Annotated in this window: 18 protein-coding genes; 7 read left to right on the top strand and 11 right to left on the bottom strand. The window is 61.9% G+C overall.

What is annotated here, in order from left to right:
• Positions 1 to 95: 95 nt before the first annotated feature.
• From HKK53_RS02315 to HKK53_RS02340, 6 genes are read right to left on the bottom strand one after another with little or no spacing between them, the layout of a single operon-like run.
• The gene (locus HKK53_RS02315) at positions 96 to 2,039 is read right to left on the bottom strand and encodes a response regulator (RefSeq protein WP_169369151.1); all 1,944 of its coding nucleotides are present in this window, start codon (positions 2,037 to 2,039) and stop codon (positions 96 to 98) included.
• The gene (locus HKK53_RS02320) at positions 2,029 to 2,904 is read right to left on the bottom strand and encodes a sensor histidine kinase (protein WP_169369152.1); all 876 of its coding nucleotides are present in this window, start codon (positions 2,902 to 2,904) and stop codon (positions 2,029 to 2,031) included. Before HKK53_RS02320 ends, HKK53_RS02315 begins: the two co-directional genes overlap by 11 nt.
• Positions 2,897 to 3,901, bottom strand: a complete 1,005-nt coding sequence (locus HKK53_RS02325) for an ATP-binding protein (protein WP_169374158.1) — start codon at positions 3,899 to 3,901, stop codon at positions 2,897 to 2,899. The genes HKK53_RS02320 and HKK53_RS02325 overlap by 8 nt, the downstream gene beginning before the upstream one ends.
• Positions 3,898 to 4,302, bottom strand: coding sequence for an anti-sigma regulatory factor (locus HKK53_RS02330; protein WP_169369153.1), 405 nt, complete (start codon positions 4,300 to 4,302; stop codon positions 3,898 to 3,900). Before HKK53_RS02330 ends, HKK53_RS02325 begins: the two co-directional genes overlap by 4 nt.
• The gene (locus tag HKK53_RS02335) at positions 4,299 to 4,661 is read right to left on the bottom strand and encodes an STAS domain-containing protein (RefSeq protein ID WP_169369154.1); all 363 of its coding nucleotides are present in this window, start codon (positions 4,659 to 4,661) and stop codon (positions 4,299 to 4,301) included. Before HKK53_RS02335 ends, HKK53_RS02330 begins: the two co-directional genes overlap by 4 nt.
• 4 nt (positions 4,662 to 4,665) lie before the next feature.
• A complete protein-coding gene (locus tag HKK53_RS02340) occupies positions 4,666 to 5,517 on the bottom strand; it encodes an STAS domain-containing protein (protein ID WP_169369155.1) in 852 nt (283 codons plus the stop codon).
• Between the two features lie 359 nt (positions 5,518 to 5,876).
• Here HKK53_RS02340 and HKK53_RS02345 point away from each other — a divergent pair, with 359 nt between their 5' ends.
• A complete protein-coding gene (locus tag HKK53_RS02345; RefSeq protein ID WP_169369156.1) occupies positions 5,877 to 6,140 on the top strand; it encodes a hypothetical protein in 264 nt (87 codons plus the stop codon).
• A 51-nt stretch (positions 6,141 to 6,191) separates the two neighbouring features.
• Here the strand turns inward: HKK53_RS02345 and HKK53_RS02350 are convergent, their stop codons facing one another.
• Positions 6,192 to 6,713: a DUF4142 domain-containing protein gene (locus HKK53_RS02350; protein WP_169369157.1), complete on the bottom strand. Its 522-nt coding sequence runs from the start codon at positions 6,711 to 6,713 to the stop codon at positions 6,192 to 6,194.
• A gap of 217 nt (positions 6,714 to 6,930) precedes the next feature.
• On the opposite strand from HKK53_RS02350, the gene HKK53_RS02355 reads away from it, so the two are divergent.
• Both HKK53_RS02355 and HKK53_RS02360 read left to right on the top strand, forming a co-directional pair.
• On the top strand, positions 6,931 to 7,173 hold the full coding sequence (locus HKK53_RS02355; RefSeq protein WP_169369158.1) for a YdcH family protein: 243 nt from the start codon (positions 6,931 to 6,933) through the stop codon (positions 7,171 to 7,173).
• A gap of 103 nt (positions 7,174 to 7,276) precedes the next feature.
• Positions 7,277 to 7,519, top strand: a complete 243-nt coding sequence (locus HKK53_RS02360) for a hypothetical protein (RefSeq protein ID WP_169369159.1) — start codon at positions 7,277 to 7,279, stop codon at positions 7,517 to 7,519.
• Positions 7,520 to 7,580: 61 nt separating this feature from the next.
• Here the strand turns inward: HKK53_RS02360 and HKK53_RS02365 are convergent, their stop codons facing one another.
• The 3 genes from HKK53_RS02365 to HKK53_RS02375 all read right to left on the bottom strand — a co-directional run bounded on the left by HKK53_RS02365 (position 7,581) and on the right by HKK53_RS02375 (position 10,761).
• Positions 7,581 to 8,660: an SMP-30/gluconolactonase/LRE family protein gene (locus HKK53_RS02365; protein WP_237150657.1), complete on the bottom strand. Its 1,080-nt coding sequence runs from the start codon at positions 8,658 to 8,660 to the stop codon at positions 7,581 to 7,583.
• Positions 8,657 to 9,802, bottom strand: a complete 1,146-nt coding sequence (locus HKK53_RS02370; RefSeq protein ID WP_169369160.1) for a sterol desaturase/SRPBCC family protein — start codon at positions 9,800 to 9,802, stop codon at positions 8,657 to 8,659. Before HKK53_RS02370 ends, HKK53_RS02365 begins: the two co-directional genes overlap by 4 nt.
• A gap of 95 nt (positions 9,803 to 9,897) precedes the next feature.
• Entirely contained in the window at positions 9,898 to 10,761 is an 864-nt protein-coding gene (locus tag HKK53_RS02375) for a LysR family transcriptional regulator (protein ID WP_169369161.1), read from the bottom strand.
• A 315-nt stretch (positions 10,762 to 11,076) separates the two neighbouring features.
• Here HKK53_RS02375 and HKK53_RS02380 point away from each other — a divergent pair, with 315 nt between their 5' ends.
• Positions 11,077 to 13,707 (top strand): MGH1-like glycoside hydrolase domain-containing protein, encoded by a 2,631-nt coding sequence (locus HKK53_RS02380; RefSeq protein ID WP_169369162.1) that lies wholly within the window; start codon positions 11,077 to 11,079, stop codon positions 13,705 to 13,707.
• Between the two features lie 110 nt (positions 13,708 to 13,817).
• Here HKK53_RS02380 and HKK53_RS02385 read toward each other — a convergent pair whose 3' ends face one another.
• The gene (locus tag HKK53_RS02385; RefSeq protein ID WP_169369163.1) at positions 13,818 to 15,530 is read right to left on the bottom strand and encodes a hydrogenase maturation protein; all 1,713 of its coding nucleotides are present in this window, start codon (positions 15,528 to 15,530) and stop codon (positions 13,818 to 13,820) included.
• Positions 15,531 to 15,811: 281 nt separating this feature from the next.
• Between HKK53_RS02385 and HKK53_RS02390 the strand changes: the two genes are divergently transcribed.
• The 3 genes from HKK53_RS02390 (at position 15,812) to HKK53_RS02400 (ending at position 20,278) form a co-directional block, all read left to right on the top strand.
• A complete protein-coding gene (locus tag HKK53_RS02390; protein WP_169369164.1) occupies positions 15,812 to 16,324 on the top strand; it encodes a sigma-70 family RNA polymerase sigma factor in 513 nt (170 codons plus the stop codon).
• Positions 16,321 to 17,277, top strand: coding sequence for a FecR domain-containing protein (locus HKK53_RS02395; RefSeq protein WP_169369165.1), 957 nt, complete (start codon positions 16,321 to 16,323; stop codon positions 17,275 to 17,277). Before HKK53_RS02390 ends, HKK53_RS02395 begins: the two co-directional genes overlap by 4 nt.
• 91 nt (positions 17,278 to 17,368) lie before the next feature.
• Positions 17,369 to 20,278: a TonB-dependent receptor gene (locus HKK53_RS02400; RefSeq protein WP_169369166.1), complete on the top strand. Its 2,910-nt coding sequence runs from the start codon at positions 17,369 to 17,371 to the stop codon at positions 20,276 to 20,278.
• Positions 20,279 to 20,406: the final 128 nt, after the last annotated feature.

Consider the following 20,406-nt stretch of genomic DNA (forward strand, 5'->3'; position numbering starts at 1 on the left):
GCGTGGGAATGCCTCAAGGGACGCTCCGCGTTCCACTGGGACGCAGAGCGTCCCGGGCTGCATTCCCACGCAGAGCGTGGGAACGATCAGTAGTGTCAGGCGCCGTCGAGGGAGCGGCGAACCTTGTCCAGCAATTCGCTGATCTGAAACGGCTTGACCAGCATGTCCATGCCTTCACCCAGGAATACCTGGCGATTCAGCGCATTCTCCGCATAGCCGGTCATGAACAGAATCGGCAACCCTTCACGCCAACCCCGGGCAACATCGGCCAGTTCCCGCCCACTCATGCGCGGCAACCCGACATCGGTCAGCATCAGGTCAATCGACGGATCATTCTGCAAGCGCTCCAGCGCGCCTTCGATATCACCCACCTGAGTGCAGCGGTAACCGGCATCCACCAGCACCTCGGCGACGAACATGCGCACTGAAGGCATGTCCTCGACAATCAGCACGTGTTCGCCCGAGCCTTGGGAATCGACGACCACCGATGGCGATTCGGTCGCCATCGGATCGGCGCTGGCCGGCAGCATGATGGTCACTTCGGTACCGCGCCGGGCCACGCTGCGAATATGCGCATCGCCCCCCGACTGCCGGGCGAAACCGTAGATGGTCGACAACCCCAACCCGGTGCCCTGGCCCAGCGGCTTGGTGGTGAAAAACGGATCAAACACCTTGTCGATCACACTGTGCTCGATACCGGTGCCGTCATCGCGCACTGCCAACGCCACATACGCGCCGTCCGCCAGATTGGGGTCACCGTGGGAATAGGCGGCATAGGTGCTGACCCAGATATTGCCGCCCTGGGGCAGCGCATCCCGGGCGTTGATCACCAAGTTAAGCACGGCACTTTCCAGCTGGATCGGATCGACCAGCGCGATGGCCGCCTTGGAGGTCAGTTCCAGCCTCAAGGTGATGCGCTCGCCAATGGTGCGAATCAGCAGTTCTTCCAGGGAGCGGATGTTCTCGTTGATGTCCACCGGCCGGGTATCCAGCGGCTGCTGACGGGCGAAGGCCAGCAGACGATGGGTCAGGGACGCGGCGCTCATGGCTGAGTTCAGCGCCGCCTCGGCGTAGAACTGCACCTTGTCGGTACGCCCATCGGCCATCCGTTTCTGGATCAGTTCCAGGCTGGTGATGATGCCGGTCAGCAGATTGTTGAAGTCATGGGCGATGCCGCCGGTGAGCTTGCCCAGCGCATCCATTTTCTGCACTTGCAGCAGTTGCGCTTCGGTGCGCACCCGTTCGGCGACTTCCTTGGCCAACTGGGTGGTGGCGTCGTCGAGCCGAGCCAGGTGCGAGCGTTCGCGGTGGCGGTGCTCGGTGACGTCCTCGACGAACACCAGGCTCAATTCCGGGGTGCGATACGGTGAAATCTGCCATTCGGTTTCCCGTACCTGACCTTCGACCCGCATGTTCAGCGTGCCTTTCCAGCGCTCGCCATAGGCCAGGCGCAGGCGCAGTTCATCAATCACCGCGCCCTGAGCGTCGGCAAAGCATTCGCGCAGGGTGTCCGGGTCGAGGTTGTCCTGGATCAGTTGGGCGAAGGCGTGGTTGCATTCGTGGACTTTCAGCGCCGCGTCCATCACCGCGATGGGCGCCGAGACATTGGTGAAAATCTCGCGGAACCGCGCCTCGCTTTCACGCAAGGCGTTCTCGGTGTCGCGCACCCGCAGCAGCGTGCGCAGGGTCGCCAGCAACACATCCGGATCCACCGGGTGAATCAGATAAGCGTCGGCGCCTGCGTCCAGGCCAGTGATGATGTCGCCGGTCTGGATCGACGCCGCTGAGACGTGAATCACCGGCAGCAACGCGGTGGCCGCTTCGGCACGCAGTTTGCGCACGATGTCAAAGCCGCTCATGTCTGGCAGGTTGACGTCGAGGATCAGCGCGTCGATCCGTTCGCTGTCGATCAGCGCCAGGCCGTCGCTGCCGGTGCCGGCTTCGAGAATGGCGTAGCCATGCCGTTCCAGGCGCCGACGCAAGGCGTAGCGAGTGGCGACGTTGTCGTCGACGATCAACAAACAGATGTCACGTTTCATCGGCGGGCTCCACGGCAATGGCCAGCGGGATGATCACGAAAAAGGTCGAGCCGGCCCCCGGCGTACTCTGCACCCCGACTTCACCCCCCAGCAGCGCGGCGAAGCGTTTGCACAGCGACAGGCCCAGACCGGTGCCGCGCAGGCGTTTCTGCAACGGCGAGTCAACTTGGGAAAAGTCCTCGAACAATGCGCCATGTAGCTCCGGGGCGATACCTATTCCGGTATCGCTGACGGCAAAGCGCACGTGATCGCTGTTTTCCAGGCGCGCCGAGACCCGGACTTCACCGCGGGTGGTGAACTTCAGCGAGTTGGAAATGAAGTTGCGCAGGATCTGCGCGAGTTTCTTGTCGTCGGTGAACAGTCGCGGGATGCCCTGTGGTTCTTCGAAGATCAGGTCCACCGCGCTGCCATCGACAATCGGCCGGAACATGCCGCGCAGGGCGGCGAACAGGTCGAGCATGTCGAACCAGGCCGGGGAAATGCTGATGCGCCCGGCTTCGATCTTCGCCAGGTCGAGCAGGTCGTCGACCATGTCGCTCAACTCCCGCGCGGCACCGCTGACGAACGCCACTTGTTTGTGCTGCTCGGGGCTCAACGGGCCGTCGAGTTCATCGGTGAGCAGGCCGGTGATGCTCAGGATCGAGCCCAGTGGCGTGCGGAATTCATGGCTCATGTACGACAGGAAGCGGCTTTTCAGGTCGGAGGCCTGGCGCAGTTGTTCGGCTTGCTCATCGAGTTCGGCGTAGAGCGCCAGAACCCCCTGGTTGGTTTCATCGAGTTCGTCGCGCAGCGCTGTGGCTTCGCTCTGCAGTTGCGCGATCAGCGACGCTTGTTCGTCCGGCGTCAGGTTGGGTGACTCAGCCATGGGCGGTCTCCAGGGCAACGACCAATACCGTTACATCGTCCCGCCCGCGACAGAAATCGCGGTGCAGGACAGCGGCAATCACGGCGGGGTGGCGGTGCACCAGGCCGGGGTAATCTTGCAGGTTCCAACGGGACTGCAGGCCGTCGCTGTACATGATCAATAGGTGTCCGTTCACTTGAGCATAGTCAAAGGGTTGGGCCTTCCGGTATTGGCCGCCGACGATGCCGGGGTGGGAGGCCAGGCCACGGGATTTGTCCGGGGCGATCAGGCAGCCGCCGATATTGCCGATGCCGACGTATTTCAGGGCATCGCCGTCGAACTGCGCGAAGGCCGCCGCACCGCCACGGGTGCCGATCATGGCGTGATGCATGTCTTCGAGCAACAGCATCGGCGAGGCGAACGGCGCCAGGGCGAAGGCCTTTTCTCCTGCGCGGGCGGCGAATTCGGCATCTTCGCCATGGCCCAGGCCATCGATCACCAGCGCACTGATGCGCGCTCCGTCAAACGCCAGGTGCCAGACATCGCCGCACGCCGGGTCGTGGTGCAACGAATGCTGACTGACGCCGATGCGCCGGTCCGGCGCCTTGTCGCTGCGTGGGTACAGGCGTGTCAGCAGCACCGCACCCCGTGAGTCGGCATACACATCGAACACTTCCGTCTGGCGCGACACCGCGCCCAAACCGATGCCCTGGGTGCCGCCCGTGGAAAAGCCGTCGGTCAGGCACGCTTGCAAGTCAAAGCCACCGGCACGGTCCACGGCGAGGATTTCGATCCCGGCGCCGGTCGGGCGGGGCAAGGTCCTGATATGCAATTCGCCCCGGGCGGCATGCTTGAGGATGTTGCTGGCCAGCTCGGTGGCGACCAGCGCCACACGCCCGGCGTCGGTGGCATCGAAACCGTGTTTCTCCGCGAGTTTTTGCGTGGTGCGCCGGGCATGGCCGATCTGGCTGCTGTCTTCGATCGGCAAGACGAGCGTCAGGGTGCCGCCAATGTTCATGTCCATCGGGTAATCGTTATGCGAGTGCCTTTGCCAGGCTCGGTGTCCAGTTCGAACTCTTCCACCAGCCGTTTGGCGCCGGTCAGCCCCAGTCCAAGTCCGCTGCCGGAGGTCCAGCCATCGGTCATGGCCAACTTGATGTCGGGGATGCCCGGCCCTTCGTCACGAAAGGTCAGGCGCAGACCGGTGCGCGCGTTTTCGTCGAGGATTTGCCAATCCATGTCGCCGCCACCGCCATAGACCATGGTGTTGCGCGCCAGCTCGCTGACGGCGGTCACCAGTTTGGTCAGGTCGATCAGGCGCATGCCACATTCCTGGGCGAGTTTGCGCGCGGTCTGCCGGGCCAGGACCACGTCCTGCTCGATTTGAATCGGCTGGCTGCCGCTGCTGCGCACGGTCATTGTTCGCCTACTCGGGCCTGGAGCAGTTTCATCCCGCGCTCGACGTTCAACGCCGTGCTGACGCCGGGCAGGGTCAGGCCCAGTTCGACCAGGGTAATGGCCACGGCCGGTTGCATGCCGACCAATACGGTCTGGGCATCCATGATTTTCGACAGGCCGGAGATGGTGCCGATCATCCGGCCGATAAACGAATCGACCATGTCCAGCGCCGAGATATCGATCAGCACGCCCCGGGCGGAGGTATTGCTGATGCGCTCGGACAGGTCGTCTTGCAGGGTCAGGGCGAGCTGGTCATGCATGTCGACCTGGATGGTCACCAGCAGGAAGTCGCCCATTTGCAGAATCGGAATGCGCTCCATCGGCTCATACCGCCTTGCTGACGGTGATTCCCAGGCGGGTCAAGGCCAGTTTCAAGGCGTCGGCCAGGTTGGCCTTGGTGACCACGCCTTGCAGATCCAGTCCGAGGTGGACGATGGTTTGCGCAATCTGTGGACGCACGCCGCTGATGATGCAATCGGCGCCCATCAGTCGAATCGCGGTGACGGTCTTGAGCAGGTGCTGCGCCACCAGGGTGTCGACGGTGGGCACGCCGGTGATGTCGATGATGGCGATTTCCGAGCCGGTGTCGACGATCCGTTGCAGCAGCGATTCCATCACCACCTGGGTGCGCTGCGAGTCGAGGGTGCCGATCATCGGCAGTGCCAGCACGCCATCCCAGAGCTTGACCACCGGGGTCGACAGCTCCAGCAATTCTTCCTGCTGGCGCTTGATCACCGCTTCACGGGATTTCTGGAAGGTGCGAATGGTGTGCATGCCCAGGGCGTCGAGCAGTTCGGAGACTTCCCAGAGTTGTTCGGCCAGCAACGCCGGGTTGTCGCTGTACTGGGTTTGCAGGAGGCTGAACATCGGTCCCTTGAGGGAAAAGATGAAACTGGCGGTTTGTTGCGAGTCCTGGCCGAGCAGGGCGCGGCTGTGGGAGAGCTTTTCGAGGAACTGGCGAATCTCGTCCCAGCCCGGGGCGGCGATGTTCTGCCCGTTGCCACGCTCCAGCCCGCTAATGACCAGTTGCAGGAAATCCGAGGTCTGTTGCTTGAGGTCTTGCTCCTTGATGTTGCGCGTGGCACCACTGGCCTCGAGGCTGTTCGTCCATTCGGCGAGCAATTGCGCCTGGGTTTTCTTCATCGCATCGAGTGTGTTGCTGTGCAGTGCCGCCATGTGTCTTGACTCCTTGAATAGTAGTGACCGATTTCCCAAAAATGATCGGCGCAAATCAGTGACATTTGCCGTGCGCAATAGTTGTTCGCCCACGGCAGCATATTTTCATCCTGAGCAGAACTCTAGTAGGCGCTGCACAAGGCTGCGATCTTTTGCTCCGTGCTTTTTTAGGCGCATGGCTGAACTGCGATGGCGATTTCAAAGACGCCTTCGCGGGCAAGCCTCGCTCCTACAGGGGAACGCGTTTCATCCAACGGGAGGCGCGTTGCATCCAATTGAACCCTGCGCCGCCTATGGCTTCGAATCTTCATGGCCCGACTGTTTCCAGCCGCGCATGTGCAGTGACGAACGAGGTAGCTATGAAAGAGCAATCCCAGCAACAGGATCAATCCGGGGCGCCGGTAGATCGCAATGACCCGGCGATTGACCCGCAGGTCCCGGGTGAAGGTGATCGCAGCCAGGGCGAAAAAACCGCCCAGCCGGACAGCGCCGACGCCGCGGTCGACCAGAAGAACCGCCACACCGACAACGACAACGAGTTCAGCCCCGGCTTCAAACCGCATCCCGACCGGCCAAAACCCGGTGAGGACACCGATGCCGATATCGACACCGATGGCGGCTAGCCGCAGACGAAAAAAAACCGCATCGACCGGATGCGGTTTTTTTTGCCCGGGTTATTTGCTTGGATGCTTCGCTTGCAGGGCTTTGGCCGCGTCCAGATGCTTTTCCAGCGCCGGCAGCATTTTCTGCGCGAAGCCTTTGAGTTCGGTGGCTCCCGGTTTTTTGTCGTCAGTTACCGTTTCGGCTTCTTTCTTGAACAGCGCGATGGTGTCTTCGTGGGCCTTCACCTGATTGTTGGCGTAGGCCGCGTCGAAGGATTCATCGCGCAGGTCGAGGATTTTCGCCTTGGCCTGCTTGACCAGCGTCGTGCTGTCCGGCACCTCGATGTCATGCTTTTTCGCCAGGGCCGCCAGCTCATCATTGGCCTTGGTGTGATCGGTGATCATCATGTTGGCGAACGACTTGATATCCGCCGATGAGCTTTTTTCCAGGGCCAGTTTGCTGGTTTCGACTTCAGCGATGCCGCCGGCTGCGGCGTTGTCGACAAAATCATTGGAAGTGGCCGCAAACGCGGTGCCCATGCTGGTGCTCAAGGCAACGGCCAGGGCGAGGTGGCGCAGGGTGAATCCGTCCATTGGTTATTCTCCACACGGGTTTGATAAGCGATCGAGGTGATCGTTATTCAATGGAGGCCGGGACTCGACGAAAGGTTTGATCGCAAATGCAAAACGACGACGAACGGCCACCGCTGGTCTGACAGGAGGTCGACAGAACCGGGTAACCGAGGCCATTCTGATGGTTGGTGAACGCAATTGATCGCGTTTGCTACCGATCAACAAACGGAGGTGTTCCATGCCGGTGCCACACAACCTTTATCTGGACCTGAACATTCCAAAGGAAGTTATCCAGGAAAAACGCACCACGGATCCGTTACTGGATTCACTGATCAATAAGTATGTGCAGGCGGACAATGAGGTGGTCAAGGCTGAAACCGCCCAATCCGATGCACCCAGCGACGACACCCTGAAAAAGCTCAAGGAGCAGCGATTGCTGGTCAAGGACAAGATCGTCCAGCAACTCCAGACGTCTTCCTGAGCCACCGACGACCGGTGACTGAATAATTGGAACGGCGATAAAGCCCGGCACCTCGAAAGTACAGAGTCTCTCCATCCATGACTCGCTTCTCAGAGGTGCCCTTATGACAGAGCCAAAATTCCCCAGTGAAGAGCAGGGCGGGTACGACCCGATCCCGACCCATCCCGAACCGCTGAGCCCTGGCCGCACGACCGTCCACCCCGAGGACGAACCGGGCATCGACGAACTGCCGAACAACGAAGGCGCCAAGCCGATGGAGCAGCGCGACGGCACCGACCTCGACCCGGAGCGGGTGCGCGAAGAAACCGACAACGCCGAGCATGATGGCGAGATTGATCCGCGTTGATTTGCCTGACCCTCACATAGGCCGACCCCCTGTAGGAGCGGTATGTAGCGAAGATGCTGGGTCAGTTCAAGGCCTTGCTTAGCGGCAATCGCACCATGTGCTGCTCTTTCAACGAGCCAAAATACAACCACTCCCCATACTCACGCACCGAGGTGATCGGCGAATAATTGCCGCTGCCCGCATCCTGCAAATTGGCAATCACCTTGCCGTCCAGGTCCAGCCCCAACGCAAACGCCCGCTTCTCCACCGGAGTGTGCAGCACCATCATCGCCCGCACAATCATCTTGCGCACGAATGGGTGCGGGGCCGTGGCGTCCAGCAGCTTATTGCGCGGGGCATACAGCGCTACCCAGAAGCGATCCCGGCCATTGAACGCCAGGTTATCCGGCAACCCCGGCAAGTTGTCGATAAACACATCATGGGTCCCGGCTTTCGGCCCGCTCAGCCAATAACGGCTGATGCGATAGGCGCCGGTTTCGTTGACCAGTACATAGGCATCGTCGGGCCCGAGGGTGACGCCGTTGGCGAACTCCAGTTTGTCCAGCAATGTGGTGGTCTTGCCGGTCTGGAAGTCATAGCGCAGCAAACGCCCGTCGCCGCCATGCTCGATGATCGCCTCACCGTCCTTGCCGTAGCCCCAGCGGCTCGACGCATCGCTGAAGTACGCATAATGCCCGGGCTTGTCGATGGCCACGTCATCGGTAAAACCGAAGGGCACGCCATTGGCCGCAGTGGTCAAGGGAATCACCCGGCCCTGGGCATCAAGGGACAGCAAACCCTTGACCCCGTCCGCGATCACCAGCAAGCCATTGGGATGCCGGGCCAGCCCCAACGGCCGGCCGCCGGTATCGGTCAGCACTTTAGTGACCTTGCCATCGAGGCTGCTGCGAATCACCCGGCCGTCGTGCAAACCGGTGATCAACAGATCGTTTTCCAGCAAAAACGCCTCTGGCCCGTCGATGTCGGAGGCGCCGACCCGTTCTACGTCCTTGAGCTTTTGATTGTCGGCATACACGCCGCTGGCCAGTGACGGCGCCGGTGTCGGTGTCCAGGCCACCGGTTCGACTTTGCTCGGCATCAGCAGTAAAAACGCGGCAGTGGCGACAATCAGCAACAACAGAAACCTGAAGGCTGTTCTCACGCGCTGACTCCTGCCGGGGCCAGATGTTTTTGCGCCATGTCGCGCAATGCCTGCATCGACGCCGCCGATTCCTGCTCGATCCGCCGCTTGAGCAGCAATTGATTGGCGATGCGCATACCCAGGCCGCTGAACTGGTAATCAAGGGTGCGGACAAACCGCGTGCCGTCGCCGAGCGCCTCGCACTCGTAGGTCACCACCAGCGACAAACCATGATCGCCCCGGGCCTGGGCACTCCAGCGCCGTCCCGGCAAATACTCCTCGACCTCCCAGCTCAAGTGGCCGTCACGCCCGCCGGCGCGGATGTCCTCTTCGAAGCGCGACCCGGCATGCAACGGCCCGCCCTGACCATCGACCTTGAGCGACGACGGATGCCACTCCGGCCAACGGGTCACGGTGCTGGCGTAGGCGAGCACGGCAATCGGGTTGCCGGCAATGTCGATCTGGTGCTGCATGCGGGTCATGGGCGTTCTCGTCGGGTGCGGGTTGGCGTGCTCCGGCTCCCAGTACAGGGTGCCGAACAGGTAGTCCATCAGCGGAAACACGATATTGAAGTTGCGCTCCTGCATCACTTCGCGGCGGTGATGCAGTTCATGCAGATGACGCATCTGGCGGATCCACGGCAGCCGCGTGATCGGGTTGCGCGGCGGCAAATGCTCGCAGGCATGGAACACTTCATAGGTCAGGTAGCCCAGGACCATGCAGCCGCCGAACAGCCCGGCAACATTGGCGTTGACTTGGGAAAACAGCCACCAGAGGGGCAGGGTGATGACCACGGTATGAATCACGATCAACCAGGCCGGGAACAGAATCACCCGCCAGTCCCGGGCGCTGTCGTAGGTCATGTGGCCGGGGGTAAAAAAGCTGTGATGATCGCCGGCATGCCGCGCATAGAACATCCGCGCGAAGCTCTTTTTGTGGTGCCCCAAGTGGCGATGCACCATGTACACGCCGAAGTTGAAGAACAGCAGCGTCAACGGCACCGCCAGCCATTCCAGCGGCTGGACCTGCTGCACGGTGCGCCAGAAACCGCCGATGGCCAGGATGCCGAACAGCAGCACAAAGACGCCGTGCAGCCACGGGTTGTAAAGCCGATGGATGTCGGCACGGTAACGGCTGCGAAAAGCCTGGGTGGTCTGCCTCACTGCGCTCACCTGCGATTGTTGTTATCACAGCAGATTAGCCGATCCGGCCGCGCAGGCTTGGCGAACCTTGAGGGCACAAGCGCCACTTGATGGACTCAGCCCAACGGGTTCCAGCGCTGGGACCAGTCATCGTCGGTCTTGATCACGTTGCGCAGCAGATCGAAGGCCTGTTGCAGGGTCGCCGAATCGCGGTCGCGGGAGTAAACCAGGTAGGTCGGGTAGCTGAATTCCGGGGCCTTGGCCACCGCTTCCAGCACGCCGCTTTCCAGGTAACTTTGCACCACCCGAGTGCGGAAATAACCGCTGCCGCCGTGCTCCAGCAGGTACTGCAAGGCCAGCGGGCCGAGGTTGAAACTCAAGGCAGCCTTGGCCTTTTCCGGCAGGGCGGCGTCGTGTTGGCGGCGGAAATCCGGGCCCCAGTCGATGTAGACGTAGGGATCGGGTTGGCCGGCCAAACGCACGAGGATCAGTTTTTCTTCCAGTATCTGCTCCACTTGCAGGCGCGGCCAGTATTCGGGCTGATAGACCAACGCCGCGTCGAGCACCCCCAGCTCCAGTTGGCGCAGCAGGTTTTCGCCGTCGCGGATTTCCATGCGCAGGGCGTGGCTGGGGATTTTCTCCCGCAGCTCGGCGGCCCAACTGAGCATCAGCGGATTGCACAGGCTGACTTCGCCGCCGATGTGCAACACGTCGCGATAGCCTTCAGGCAATGGCAGGTCGCGGCGCGCGGCTTCCCAGGTTTGCACCAGTTGATTGGCGTAGACCACAAAGGCCTCGCCGTTCGGCGTCAGACGGGCGCCGGCGCGGTTGCGCACGAACAGGGTGCTGCCCAATTGGCTTTCGAGTTTCTGCACCCGGGCGGTGATGGCGGTCTGGGTCACGTGGAGCTTTTCCGCGGCGGCGGCGAGGCTGCCGTGGCGGACGATTTCCAGGAAGGTGCGGGCGAGGTCGATGTCCATGGGGTGGCCGGTGCTGAAGGTGTCCGCATTGTAAGAGCCGCGCCTGTCTACGCCTACCTCACAATGCCCCTGTAGCAGCTGTCGAGCACCGCGAGGCAGCGTCCGGCGGCGAAGCCGTCGTAAAACCAGACACTACGGTGTATCAGGTAACCCAGGTGGCTGGATCGACGACGGCTTCGCCGCCGGACGCTGCCTCGCGCTGCTCGACAGCTGCTACGGGCAATTTGCGGTGATTCCAAGGTGTCAGAGTTTTCACATTCCCCCCAACCCCCGCGCACTACACTGCACCCATCTCCCGCCCCAACGGACGACCTCATGCCGGCAAAACCCACCGCCACTGTCCTCGACACCCCTGAAGGCCAGCGCCTGGCCGGCAGCGAGGCCCCGGACTGGCGCGAGTGGGGGCCTTACTTGAGCGAACGGCAATGGGGCACGGTGCGCGAGGATTACAGCCGTGACGGCGATGCCTGGCGCTATTTTCCCCACGAGCATGCGCGCAGCCGCGCCTATCGCTGGGGCGAGGATGGCCTGGCCGGGTTCAGCGACAAGGCCCAGCACTGGTGCCTGGGCCTGGGTTTGTGGAACGAGCGCGATCCGATCATCAAGGAACGCCTGTTCGGCCTGAACAACAGCGAAGGCAACCACGGCGAGGACGTCAAGGAGCTGTATTTCTTCGTCGACGGCGTGCCGAGTCATGCCTACATGCGCATGCTCTACAAATACCCGCAGGGCGAATTCCCTTATGCCGATCTGGTGGCCGAAAACGCTCGCCGGGGCCTGGCCGACACCGAGTATGAAATCCTCGACACCGGCGTGTTCGACGACAACCGCTATTTCGACGTGACCGTGGAGTACGCCAAGCACACCGCCGACGATGTCTTCATGCGCGTCACCGTGCATAACCGCGCCGAGCAACCGGCGCGCCTGCGCGTGTTGCCGCACCTGTGGGCGCGCAACACCTGGAGCTGGGTCGCCGACGGCCAGAAACCCAGCCTGACCCTCGATGGCGATCAGGTCCTCGCCCGGCACCCGCAATTGGCCGACCGCCAAGCCACCGCGTGGGGTGAGGCCGATTGCGAATGGCTGTTCTGCGAAAACCAGAGCAACTTCCCCAAGCTCGATGGCGTGTCGGCGCAAGGTCCGTTCAAGGACGGGATCAATGATTTCATTGTCGAGGGCGCCACTGATGCCGTGCGCCGTGACAGTGGCACCAAGGTCGCGGCGCATTTCATCCTGAGCTTTGACGCCGGCCAAACCCGCAGCGTCTTCCTGCGCTTTGCCCCGGCCGGTTCCCCGCAAATCAATGCCCGGACCTTGTTCGAACGGCGCCGCGCCGAAGCCGATGGCTTTTACGCCGCGCTGCAAGCCGAGATCACAGACGCCGACGCGCGCAATGTGCAACGCCAGGCCCTGGCCGGGTTGCTCTGGTCGAAACAGCTCTACTATTTCGACGTCAACCAGTGGCTGGACGGCGACTCGACACAACCGGCGCCACCCCCCGAGCGCACGCACATCCGCAACACCCATTGGCGACACCTGTCGAATTTCGACATCGTCTCGATGCCCGACACCTGGGAGTACCCGTGGTACGCCTCGTGGGACTTGGGCTTTCAAGCGGTGGCGTTCGCGCTGATCGATCCGGGGTTCGCCAAGCATCAATTGTTGCTGCTGGTCAAAGACCGCTTCATGCACCCCAACGGCCAGTTGCCGGCCTACGAATGGCGCTTCGACGATGCCAACCCACCGGTCCACGCCTGGGCCTGCTGGCGCGTCTATCAGCAGGACAAGGCGCTGACCGGGACAGGGGACATGGACTTTCTCGAACGGATCTTCCACAAACTGCTGCTGAATTTTTCCTGGTGGGTCAACCGCAAGGACGCCGAGGGCCGCAATCTGTTCCAGGGCGGTTTTCTGGGGCTGGACAACATCGCCCTGTTCGACCGTTCGGCGATTCTGCCGCCCGGTTATCAGCTTGATCAGGCCGACGGCACGGCGTGGGTCGCAGCCTATGCGCTGGACCTGATGCGCATCGCCCTGGAACTGGCCAAGCGCAACAGCGTGTATGTCGACATCGCGGTGAAGTTCTTCGAGCACTTCCTCTACATCGCCGGGGCGATCAACAAGATCGACTCCGAGGCCGAAGGCTTGTGGGATGAGCAGGATCAATTTTTCTACGACGTGCTGCACCGTCCCGATGGGGTGAATGAGCCGCTGCGTTTGCGCTCGATTGTCGGGCTGATGCCACTCTTCGCCGTGCAGGTGCTGGAGCAGCACGAACACGAAGGCTTGCCCGGTTTGCGCGAACGGTTACTGGGGTTTATGCGCCATCGCCCGGACCTGGCCAGTCTGGTGTCGCGCTGGACCGAACCCGGCGAAGGCAATCGCATGTTGCTGGCGCTGTTGCGGGGCGAACGGACCAAGGACTTGCTCAAGCGCATGCTCGACGAGAGTGAGTTTTTGTCGGCGTTCGGTATTCGTTCCCTGTCCAAGGCTTTCGCGGAGCAACCCTTTGGTATTCGGATCAATGGCGACAGCCTGTGCGCGCACTATGAACCGGCGGAATCCGAATCGCGGCTGTACGGCGGCAACTCGAATTGGCGCGGGCCGGTGTGGATGCCGATCAATTACATGCTGATCGAATCCTTGCGTGAGTTTCACCGGTACTACGATCAGAATTTCTCCGTGGAATATCCGACGGGGTCGGGGTTTCTGGCCTCGTTGGAGGAAGTGGCGGACAGCTTGAGCCAGCGATTGACCAAGCTGTTTCTGCGGGATGAAGCGGGTAATCGGCCGTCGATGGCCGGTTATGCGCAGTTGCAGGCCGACCCGGCCAGTCGCGACCTGGTGTTGTTCCATGAATATTTTCATGGCGAGACCGGTCGCGGGTTGGGGGCCAGCCATCAGACGGGGTGGACGGCGTTGGTGGCGCTTCTTTTACAGCCTTGAAGATGATCGTTCCCACGCTCTGCGTGGGAATGCCTCAAGGGACGCTCCGCGTTCCAGTGGGACGCAGAGCGTCCCGGGCTGCATTCCCACGCAGAGCGTGGGAACGATCATTACTCGGTTAACTCGACCTGCCGCGACCACCCCGCGACCAACCGCTGCGGTGTGCCACACGCCTTGCGCTTGAACACGAAATTGCCGCACTTCTCGGCGAACTGTTTGCGGTTTTGCACCATGTCGAGGTGCATTTCTTCCAACTCCGCATTCCGGCAATGCTGCATCAGTTGCGTATCGTTGCGCCCCTTGCGCTCACGGATGGCCGCATACGCCGGATCGTTCAACGCGCCATTGGCCCGTTGCAACAGCCACAGACCAAACTCATCGGGGCAACGCGGGCCGATTTCCTGGACCATGCCCAGTTGCAGGGCCTGGGTCGCGCTGACCGGCAGGCATTGTTCGGTCAGTTGTTCCGCCATGGCCTGGCCGACGGCGCGGGGCAGGCTGTAGGTCCAGTATTCGGAGCCGTACAGGCCCATGGTTTTGTAGTGCGGATTGAGCACGATCTCGGCGCGGGCGAACACGATGTCGGCGGCCAGCGCCAGCATCACACCGCCAGCCCCGGCACTGCCGGTCACGCCGCTGATCACCAGTTGCCGGGCCGTGAGCAGTTCCTCGCAGACGTCGTCAATCGCCTGAATATTTGCCCAGGCCTCCAGCCCCGGCACCTCGGCGGCCTGGATCACGTTCAAGTGCACGCCATTGGAAAAACTGCCGCGCCCGCCCTTGATCAACAGAACCTTAGTGTCCCGGGCCTTGGCCCAGCGCAGCGCCTCGACCAGCCGCTGGCACTGCTCGGTGCTCATGGCGCCGTTGTAGAACTCGAACGTCAGCTCGCCGACCTGGCCGGACTCGCGATAGCTGATCGGTTGATAGGCCTCAAGGTTGAACGGGTGGGAGGCAATCGACCAGTCCAGGGTCGGCACTTCGCTCAACTGCCGACCGAGCACATGCCGGGCCGGGCGCTTGAAGGTTTCTTCACCGGGCAGCGGTTTACGCCGCAACGAGCCGATCCACAGGCTGTGATCACCGGTTGCCACCAGTACCGCGTCGTCATGCACCGCCAGAATCTGCCCCGGCGTGCCGGTACGAGAATCGAGATGTGCGTCATACAAGTAGTACTGACCGCCGGCCAGACTGGCCAGCACCCCTGGTTGACCATCGGCCGCGTCGATGCTGCGTTTGATGAACCGTGAGCAGTCGTGCCAACTGAACGTACGGTCGGCCTGTTTCATGTTCGGCTGCAAGCGGCCCAGTACCTGGTGTTGGCTGTAATCCACCGACACCGGGACATAACCGGCGATGAATTTGTCCACGACTTCGCGAATGCAGCGGATCGCCGCATCGCTGACCCGCCCGTTATACAGCTCGGATTTGCGCAGGCCCTGGGGCAGGTTGAATTCGCTGGTGGCCCAGACCGGCCCGGCGTCCATTTCTTCCACGGCTTGCAATGCGGTGACACCCCAGCGATCGAGCTCATGGGTGATGGCCCAGTCCAGGGCGCTGGCGCCACGGTCGCCGATGATGCCCGGATGGATGATCACCAGCGGGCGCTTGGGGTTGCTCCACAACTGTTGTGGCACACGGTCCTTGAGGAACGGGCAGATCACCAGGTCGGCGCCGGAATGTTCGATCAGTTCGCACACCGCGTTTTCGTCGGTAAACAGTACGACGCTGGGGCTATGCCCGGCCTGGCGCAATTCCAGCCAGGCCCGTTGGGTCAGGCCGTTGAAGGCCGATGACAGCATAATGATCTTCAGTGAACGCATGATTGCCTCTTCCTTGAAACGGGTTAGCCGCTGGCTCCCAATGAGCCGTCCCTGGCTTTCGATGGAAGCGCGATAGTAGAGAGTGCAAGCGCACATCCACCTGACCGGGATCAATCTTGTGTGTGCTGCTTATTCCTGATGGTTAGCAGATCCTGATTTTTTATTACTTCAAATGTATCAAGCCCTGTTGCACAGTCGCTCCCCTAATCCAGAGCCGGACGATCCCGGCAGAACCAGTGATTTTCGAAGCGGGTCGGACCCGTTTCATGAGGGAGCAAGGCATGGGTGGAAATCAGAACCCTCATTACCAGTTGATCGGGCAGATGTTCCAAAAGGACTATCAGTGGTTGTGCAGCTCGGTCAGTCGCACGCTTGGCTGCCATCACAGCGCCCAGGACATTGCCTCGGAAACCTTTTTGCGGGTGTTGGCATTGCCCGACCCATTGGCCATTCGCGAACCCCGGGCCTTGCTCACCACCATCGCCCGACGCCTGGTGTATGAAGGCTGGCGTCGTCAGGACCTGGAACGCGCCTACCTCGAAAGCCTGGCCCTGGCGCCAGCGCTGGTGCATCCGTCGCCGGAGGAGCGGGCGTTGGTGATCGAGGCGCTGCTGGCGGTGGATCGTCTGCTCAATGGCTTGTCGGCCAAGGCCAAAGCGGCGTTTCTCTATCACCAACTCGATGGCCTGACCTATAGCCAGATCGGCGAACGCCTCGGCGTGTCCACCAGTCGCGTGCAGCAATACATGGCGGACGCGTTCAAGCGCTGCTATCAGGCGATGGCCCAGGCATGAGCTTGCCGAGACCGGACGAGGCGGTGGTCGATGAAGCCGCGCAGTGGATGGCGTTGCTGCAATCAGGGGACGTCAGTGCGCCGGAGCGTGAGGCGTTCGAGGCCTGGCGGGCGGCCGATCCGCGCCATGGGCAGGTGATCGCGCAGATGAGCGGCGGGTTGAATGTGCTGCGCAGCAATGCTTTGCGCGGCTTGCCCAGCCAAAGTCTGTTGCACAGTTTGAATGCGCCTTCGAGTCGACGGCGGTTTGTCACCGGCAGTTTGAGTGTGTTGGGGCTGGCGGTGGTTGCCGGTTTGCTCGGGCGTCGGTATGGGCTGCTGCCTCAGGCGGGCGAGCTGTATACCGGCACTGGCGAACGTCGCGATTTTACCCTCGGCGATGGCAGCGCGTTGACCCTGAATGCCCGCAGCCGGGTGATCAGTCGCTTTGATGCCAGTCAACGCTTGCTGGAATTACGTGAAGGCGAGCTGCTGGTGGACGTGGCCAAGGACCCGACACGGCCGTTTGTGGTGGAGACCGAACACGGTCGCATGCGCGCCTTGGGCACGAAGTTTCTGGTGCAGCGGGGTGAGGATTCGACGCGGTTGGTGATGCTGCACTCGCAGGTTGAAGTGGTGACCCGCGGCGGTGCGCGGCAAGTGGTCGAGGCGGGGGAGAGTTTGCGTTTTGACGGGCAGAACATCCTTGCGTTGGAACACACTAACGGCCATGAAATGGCCTGGACGTCGGGGCGCCTGGAAGTCCGCGACCGGCCGTTGAGCGAAGTGATCGACAGCCTGCGCGGTTACCGGCGCGGGGTTTTGCGCCTGAGCCCGGAGGTCGCCGGGTTGCGCTTGAGCGGGATCTATCCGCTGGACGACAGCGACCGCACCTTGCAGTTGCTGGAGCATTCGTTGCCGATTCGGGTGACGTATCACAGCGCCTATTGGGTCAGCATCGAAGCGCGGTTATAACGCCATAACTTCTTGGCCTATCCGCGTCCCTATAAAAATCGCCACGCGACTGCTCATTCCCTGCATACGCCGTCAACAGGGAAGCCTCTCGATGTTTTCACTCAAACAACAATTACCGCACCTGACCCTGGCCGCCGCGCTGGCCATCGGCATCTGTCCGGCGCCGGCCTGGGCTCAGGAAGCGATCGCTACCGTGTTCACCTTCGACATCGCCAACGGCCCGTTGGACGAGGTGCTGCTGGACATCTCGCGACAGACCGGCGTGCCGATTTCCTTCAGCCAGAACCTGGTGCAAGGCAAACGCAGCGCCGCCATTCGCGGTGCGTTGGGCAGCCGGCAAGCGGTGGAGAGGGCCTTGCAGGGCAGCGGGCTGGAAGTCGATCACAGTGAACAAGGTTTGACGGTGAAGGAGGCCAGCACCACGGCGAAAGTCAGTACAGTCGCCCCGACCAGCAACGCCGATTACCGCATGGAAAAAGTCACGGTCACCGGCTCGCGTATCGCCCGTGCGCAATCCGACGGCGCCACACCGGTCAACGTCATCACCCACGAAGAAATGGAAGCCCGGGGCTACAAAAACGTCTACGACGCCTTGGCTACCCAGACCCAAAACACCGGCATGACCCAGGGCGAAGACTACGGCAACACCTGGCAACCGGCCGCCAGTGCGCTCAACCTGCGCGGGCTCGGTCCCAACCACACGCTGGTGCTGATCAATGGCCGGCGCGTCGCCGATTACCCGACGCCGTACGACGGCAAGGTCAACTTCACCAACCTGGCGAACATTCCTTCGGCGATCATCGAACGCATCGAAATCCTCAGCAGCGGCGCGTCGGCGATCTACGGGTCCGATGCGATTGCCGGGGTGGTCAACATCATCCTCAAGAAGCAAATGAACGGCATCGACGTCAACCTCAAGGGCGGCACGACCGAGCGCGGCGGTGGTGACAATCAGCGCCTGCAACTCAGCGGCGGCGGCAGTTGGGGCGACTTCGATGGCTTGTTCGGCCTGGAACTGACCAACCGCGACCCGATCTGGTCCGAGGATCGCGGCTTTATGCAGAGCAGCCCGTTGGCCGATGTCGGCTATCGCCGCGACCTGAGCAGCGGCAAATACCTGGGGCCGGGTTGCGGCGCCTATCAAGGCGTGTTCGACAACAAACTCACCCACAATGGCGGCCGCTGCCGAACCGATCAGACGTACAACGATTACTGGACGATCCAGACGCAAAAGGAAAACTACGACGGCTACACCCGCGGCACCTGGCATTTCAACGACAGCGGCCAAGTGTTCGCCGACCTGATGTACGGCCTCGATCACATCCAGAACAACACCCGTGGACCGACCTTCACCTCGCCGGATTTCATCAACCAGAACAGCGGCAATCTTGAGCGCTGGTACCGGCGTTTTGGCGAAGAGGAAATCGGCGGCCGCACCAGCAACAACAGCAAATGGCGCGACACCTCGTGGACTGGCACCCTCGGCCTGTCGGACAAGATTGCCGACAGCAACTGGAGCTACGAACTGGCGGCCAACCGCTCGGAATACCGCAGCGTGCGCACCACGCGCTACACGCCGCTGTCGACCATCCGCGATTTCTACCTCGGGCCGCAACTGGGCGAGCAGGGCGGTTATCCGGTGTTCGCCCCGGACGCCTCGCGCCTCGACCGGCCGCTGACACCCCAGGAGTGGGAGCAGTTTCGCGGCAACCTGACCCAGAGCAGCAAGTCCGTTTCCCAAAGCTACAACGCTTCGATCAATGGCGAATTGTTCGACTTGCACGCCGGGCCGGTGGGCTTCGCCGGGATTCTGGAGGCCGGCAAGCAGGAATACCGCGTCGAAACCGACGATGCGCTCAACGACGGCACCTTCTACGGCGTCTCGCCATCCCAGAGTTCGGGCGGCTCGCGCAAGCGTTACGCGGCGGGTGGCGAGTTCAGCATTCCGGTCACCGACAGCCTGCTGGCCACCGCCGCCGGACGCTGGGACCAATACAAATTCAGCGGCCGCACCGAGCAGCAGAAAACCTACAACCTGGGCCTGGAATGGCGTCCGCTCAACAGTCTGTTGGTGCGCGGCAGCTACGGCACCAGTTTCCGCGCGCCGGACCTCAACTACATCTATCAGTCCGACAGCAACGGTTACTACCCGGCGCAGATCGACTACTACGGTTGCAGCCAGGGCGTGGAGGGCGCCTGCGATCGCGGTCGCGTCGATTACACCCAAAGCGGAACCCCGGACCTCAAGTCTGAACGTGGTAAATCCTGGACCTACGGCTTCGTCTGGTCGCCGTCGCGCAACTTCGATTTCTCCACCGATTTTTGGCGGGTGGAGATCGATGACCTGCTGACCACCGTCGATGAAAACCGTCTGCTGCAAGACGAAAACGCCTGCCGCAATGGCACCCAGGACATCAACTCCGCCAGTTGCCAATCGACCTTGGCGCGGATTGATCGCAACTTGGCGACTGCAGCGGTTGACCCGAACCAGTTGAACAAAGTGAACGTCAACGCGATCAACGCCGCCAGCGAACGGGTCAGCGGACTCGACTTCAAGAGCAACATTCGCTGGGGCGCTGGGCAGTACGGCGCCTTCAGTTCGGCGCTGGGCTACACCTTGGTGCTGTCGCACTTCTACAAGGAATCCGACGATGCACCGACCCAGGACTGGCGCACGTCGCGGACCAATTTCGACTGGCGCAGCAAGGTCAACGCCAGCCTGACCTGGGAATATCAGAAGGCGACGGCGACGTTGATGGGCATCCGTTATGGCAGCGTCACCAATGGCGCGGGAGATGGCCGTTTATCGCCGTGGACCGTATTCAATGCCAGCGCGCGCTACAAGTTGAATGACCGGGCGAGTGTCGGTCTGACCGTGAATAACGTGCTGAACCAGATCAAGCACGATGACTCGGCCGGCTGGCCGTATTACCCGACCGGCAATTACGACCCGTATGGGCGGCAGTGGTGGCTGGATGTGAGTTATCACTTTGGTAGCTGACCCGCTGCACGCCGATCGTTCCCACGCTCCCGCGTGGGGATGCCTCAAGGGACGCTCCGCGTTCCATTGGGACGCGGAGCGTCCCGGGCTGCATTCCCACGCGGAGCGTGGGAACGATCGCTATGCGA

The sequence above is a fragment of the Pseudomonas sp. ADAK7 genome, from assembly GCF_012935675.1.
Taxonomy (GTDB): domain Bacteria; phylum Pseudomonadota; class Gammaproteobacteria; order Pseudomonadales; family Pseudomonadaceae; genus Aquipseudomonas.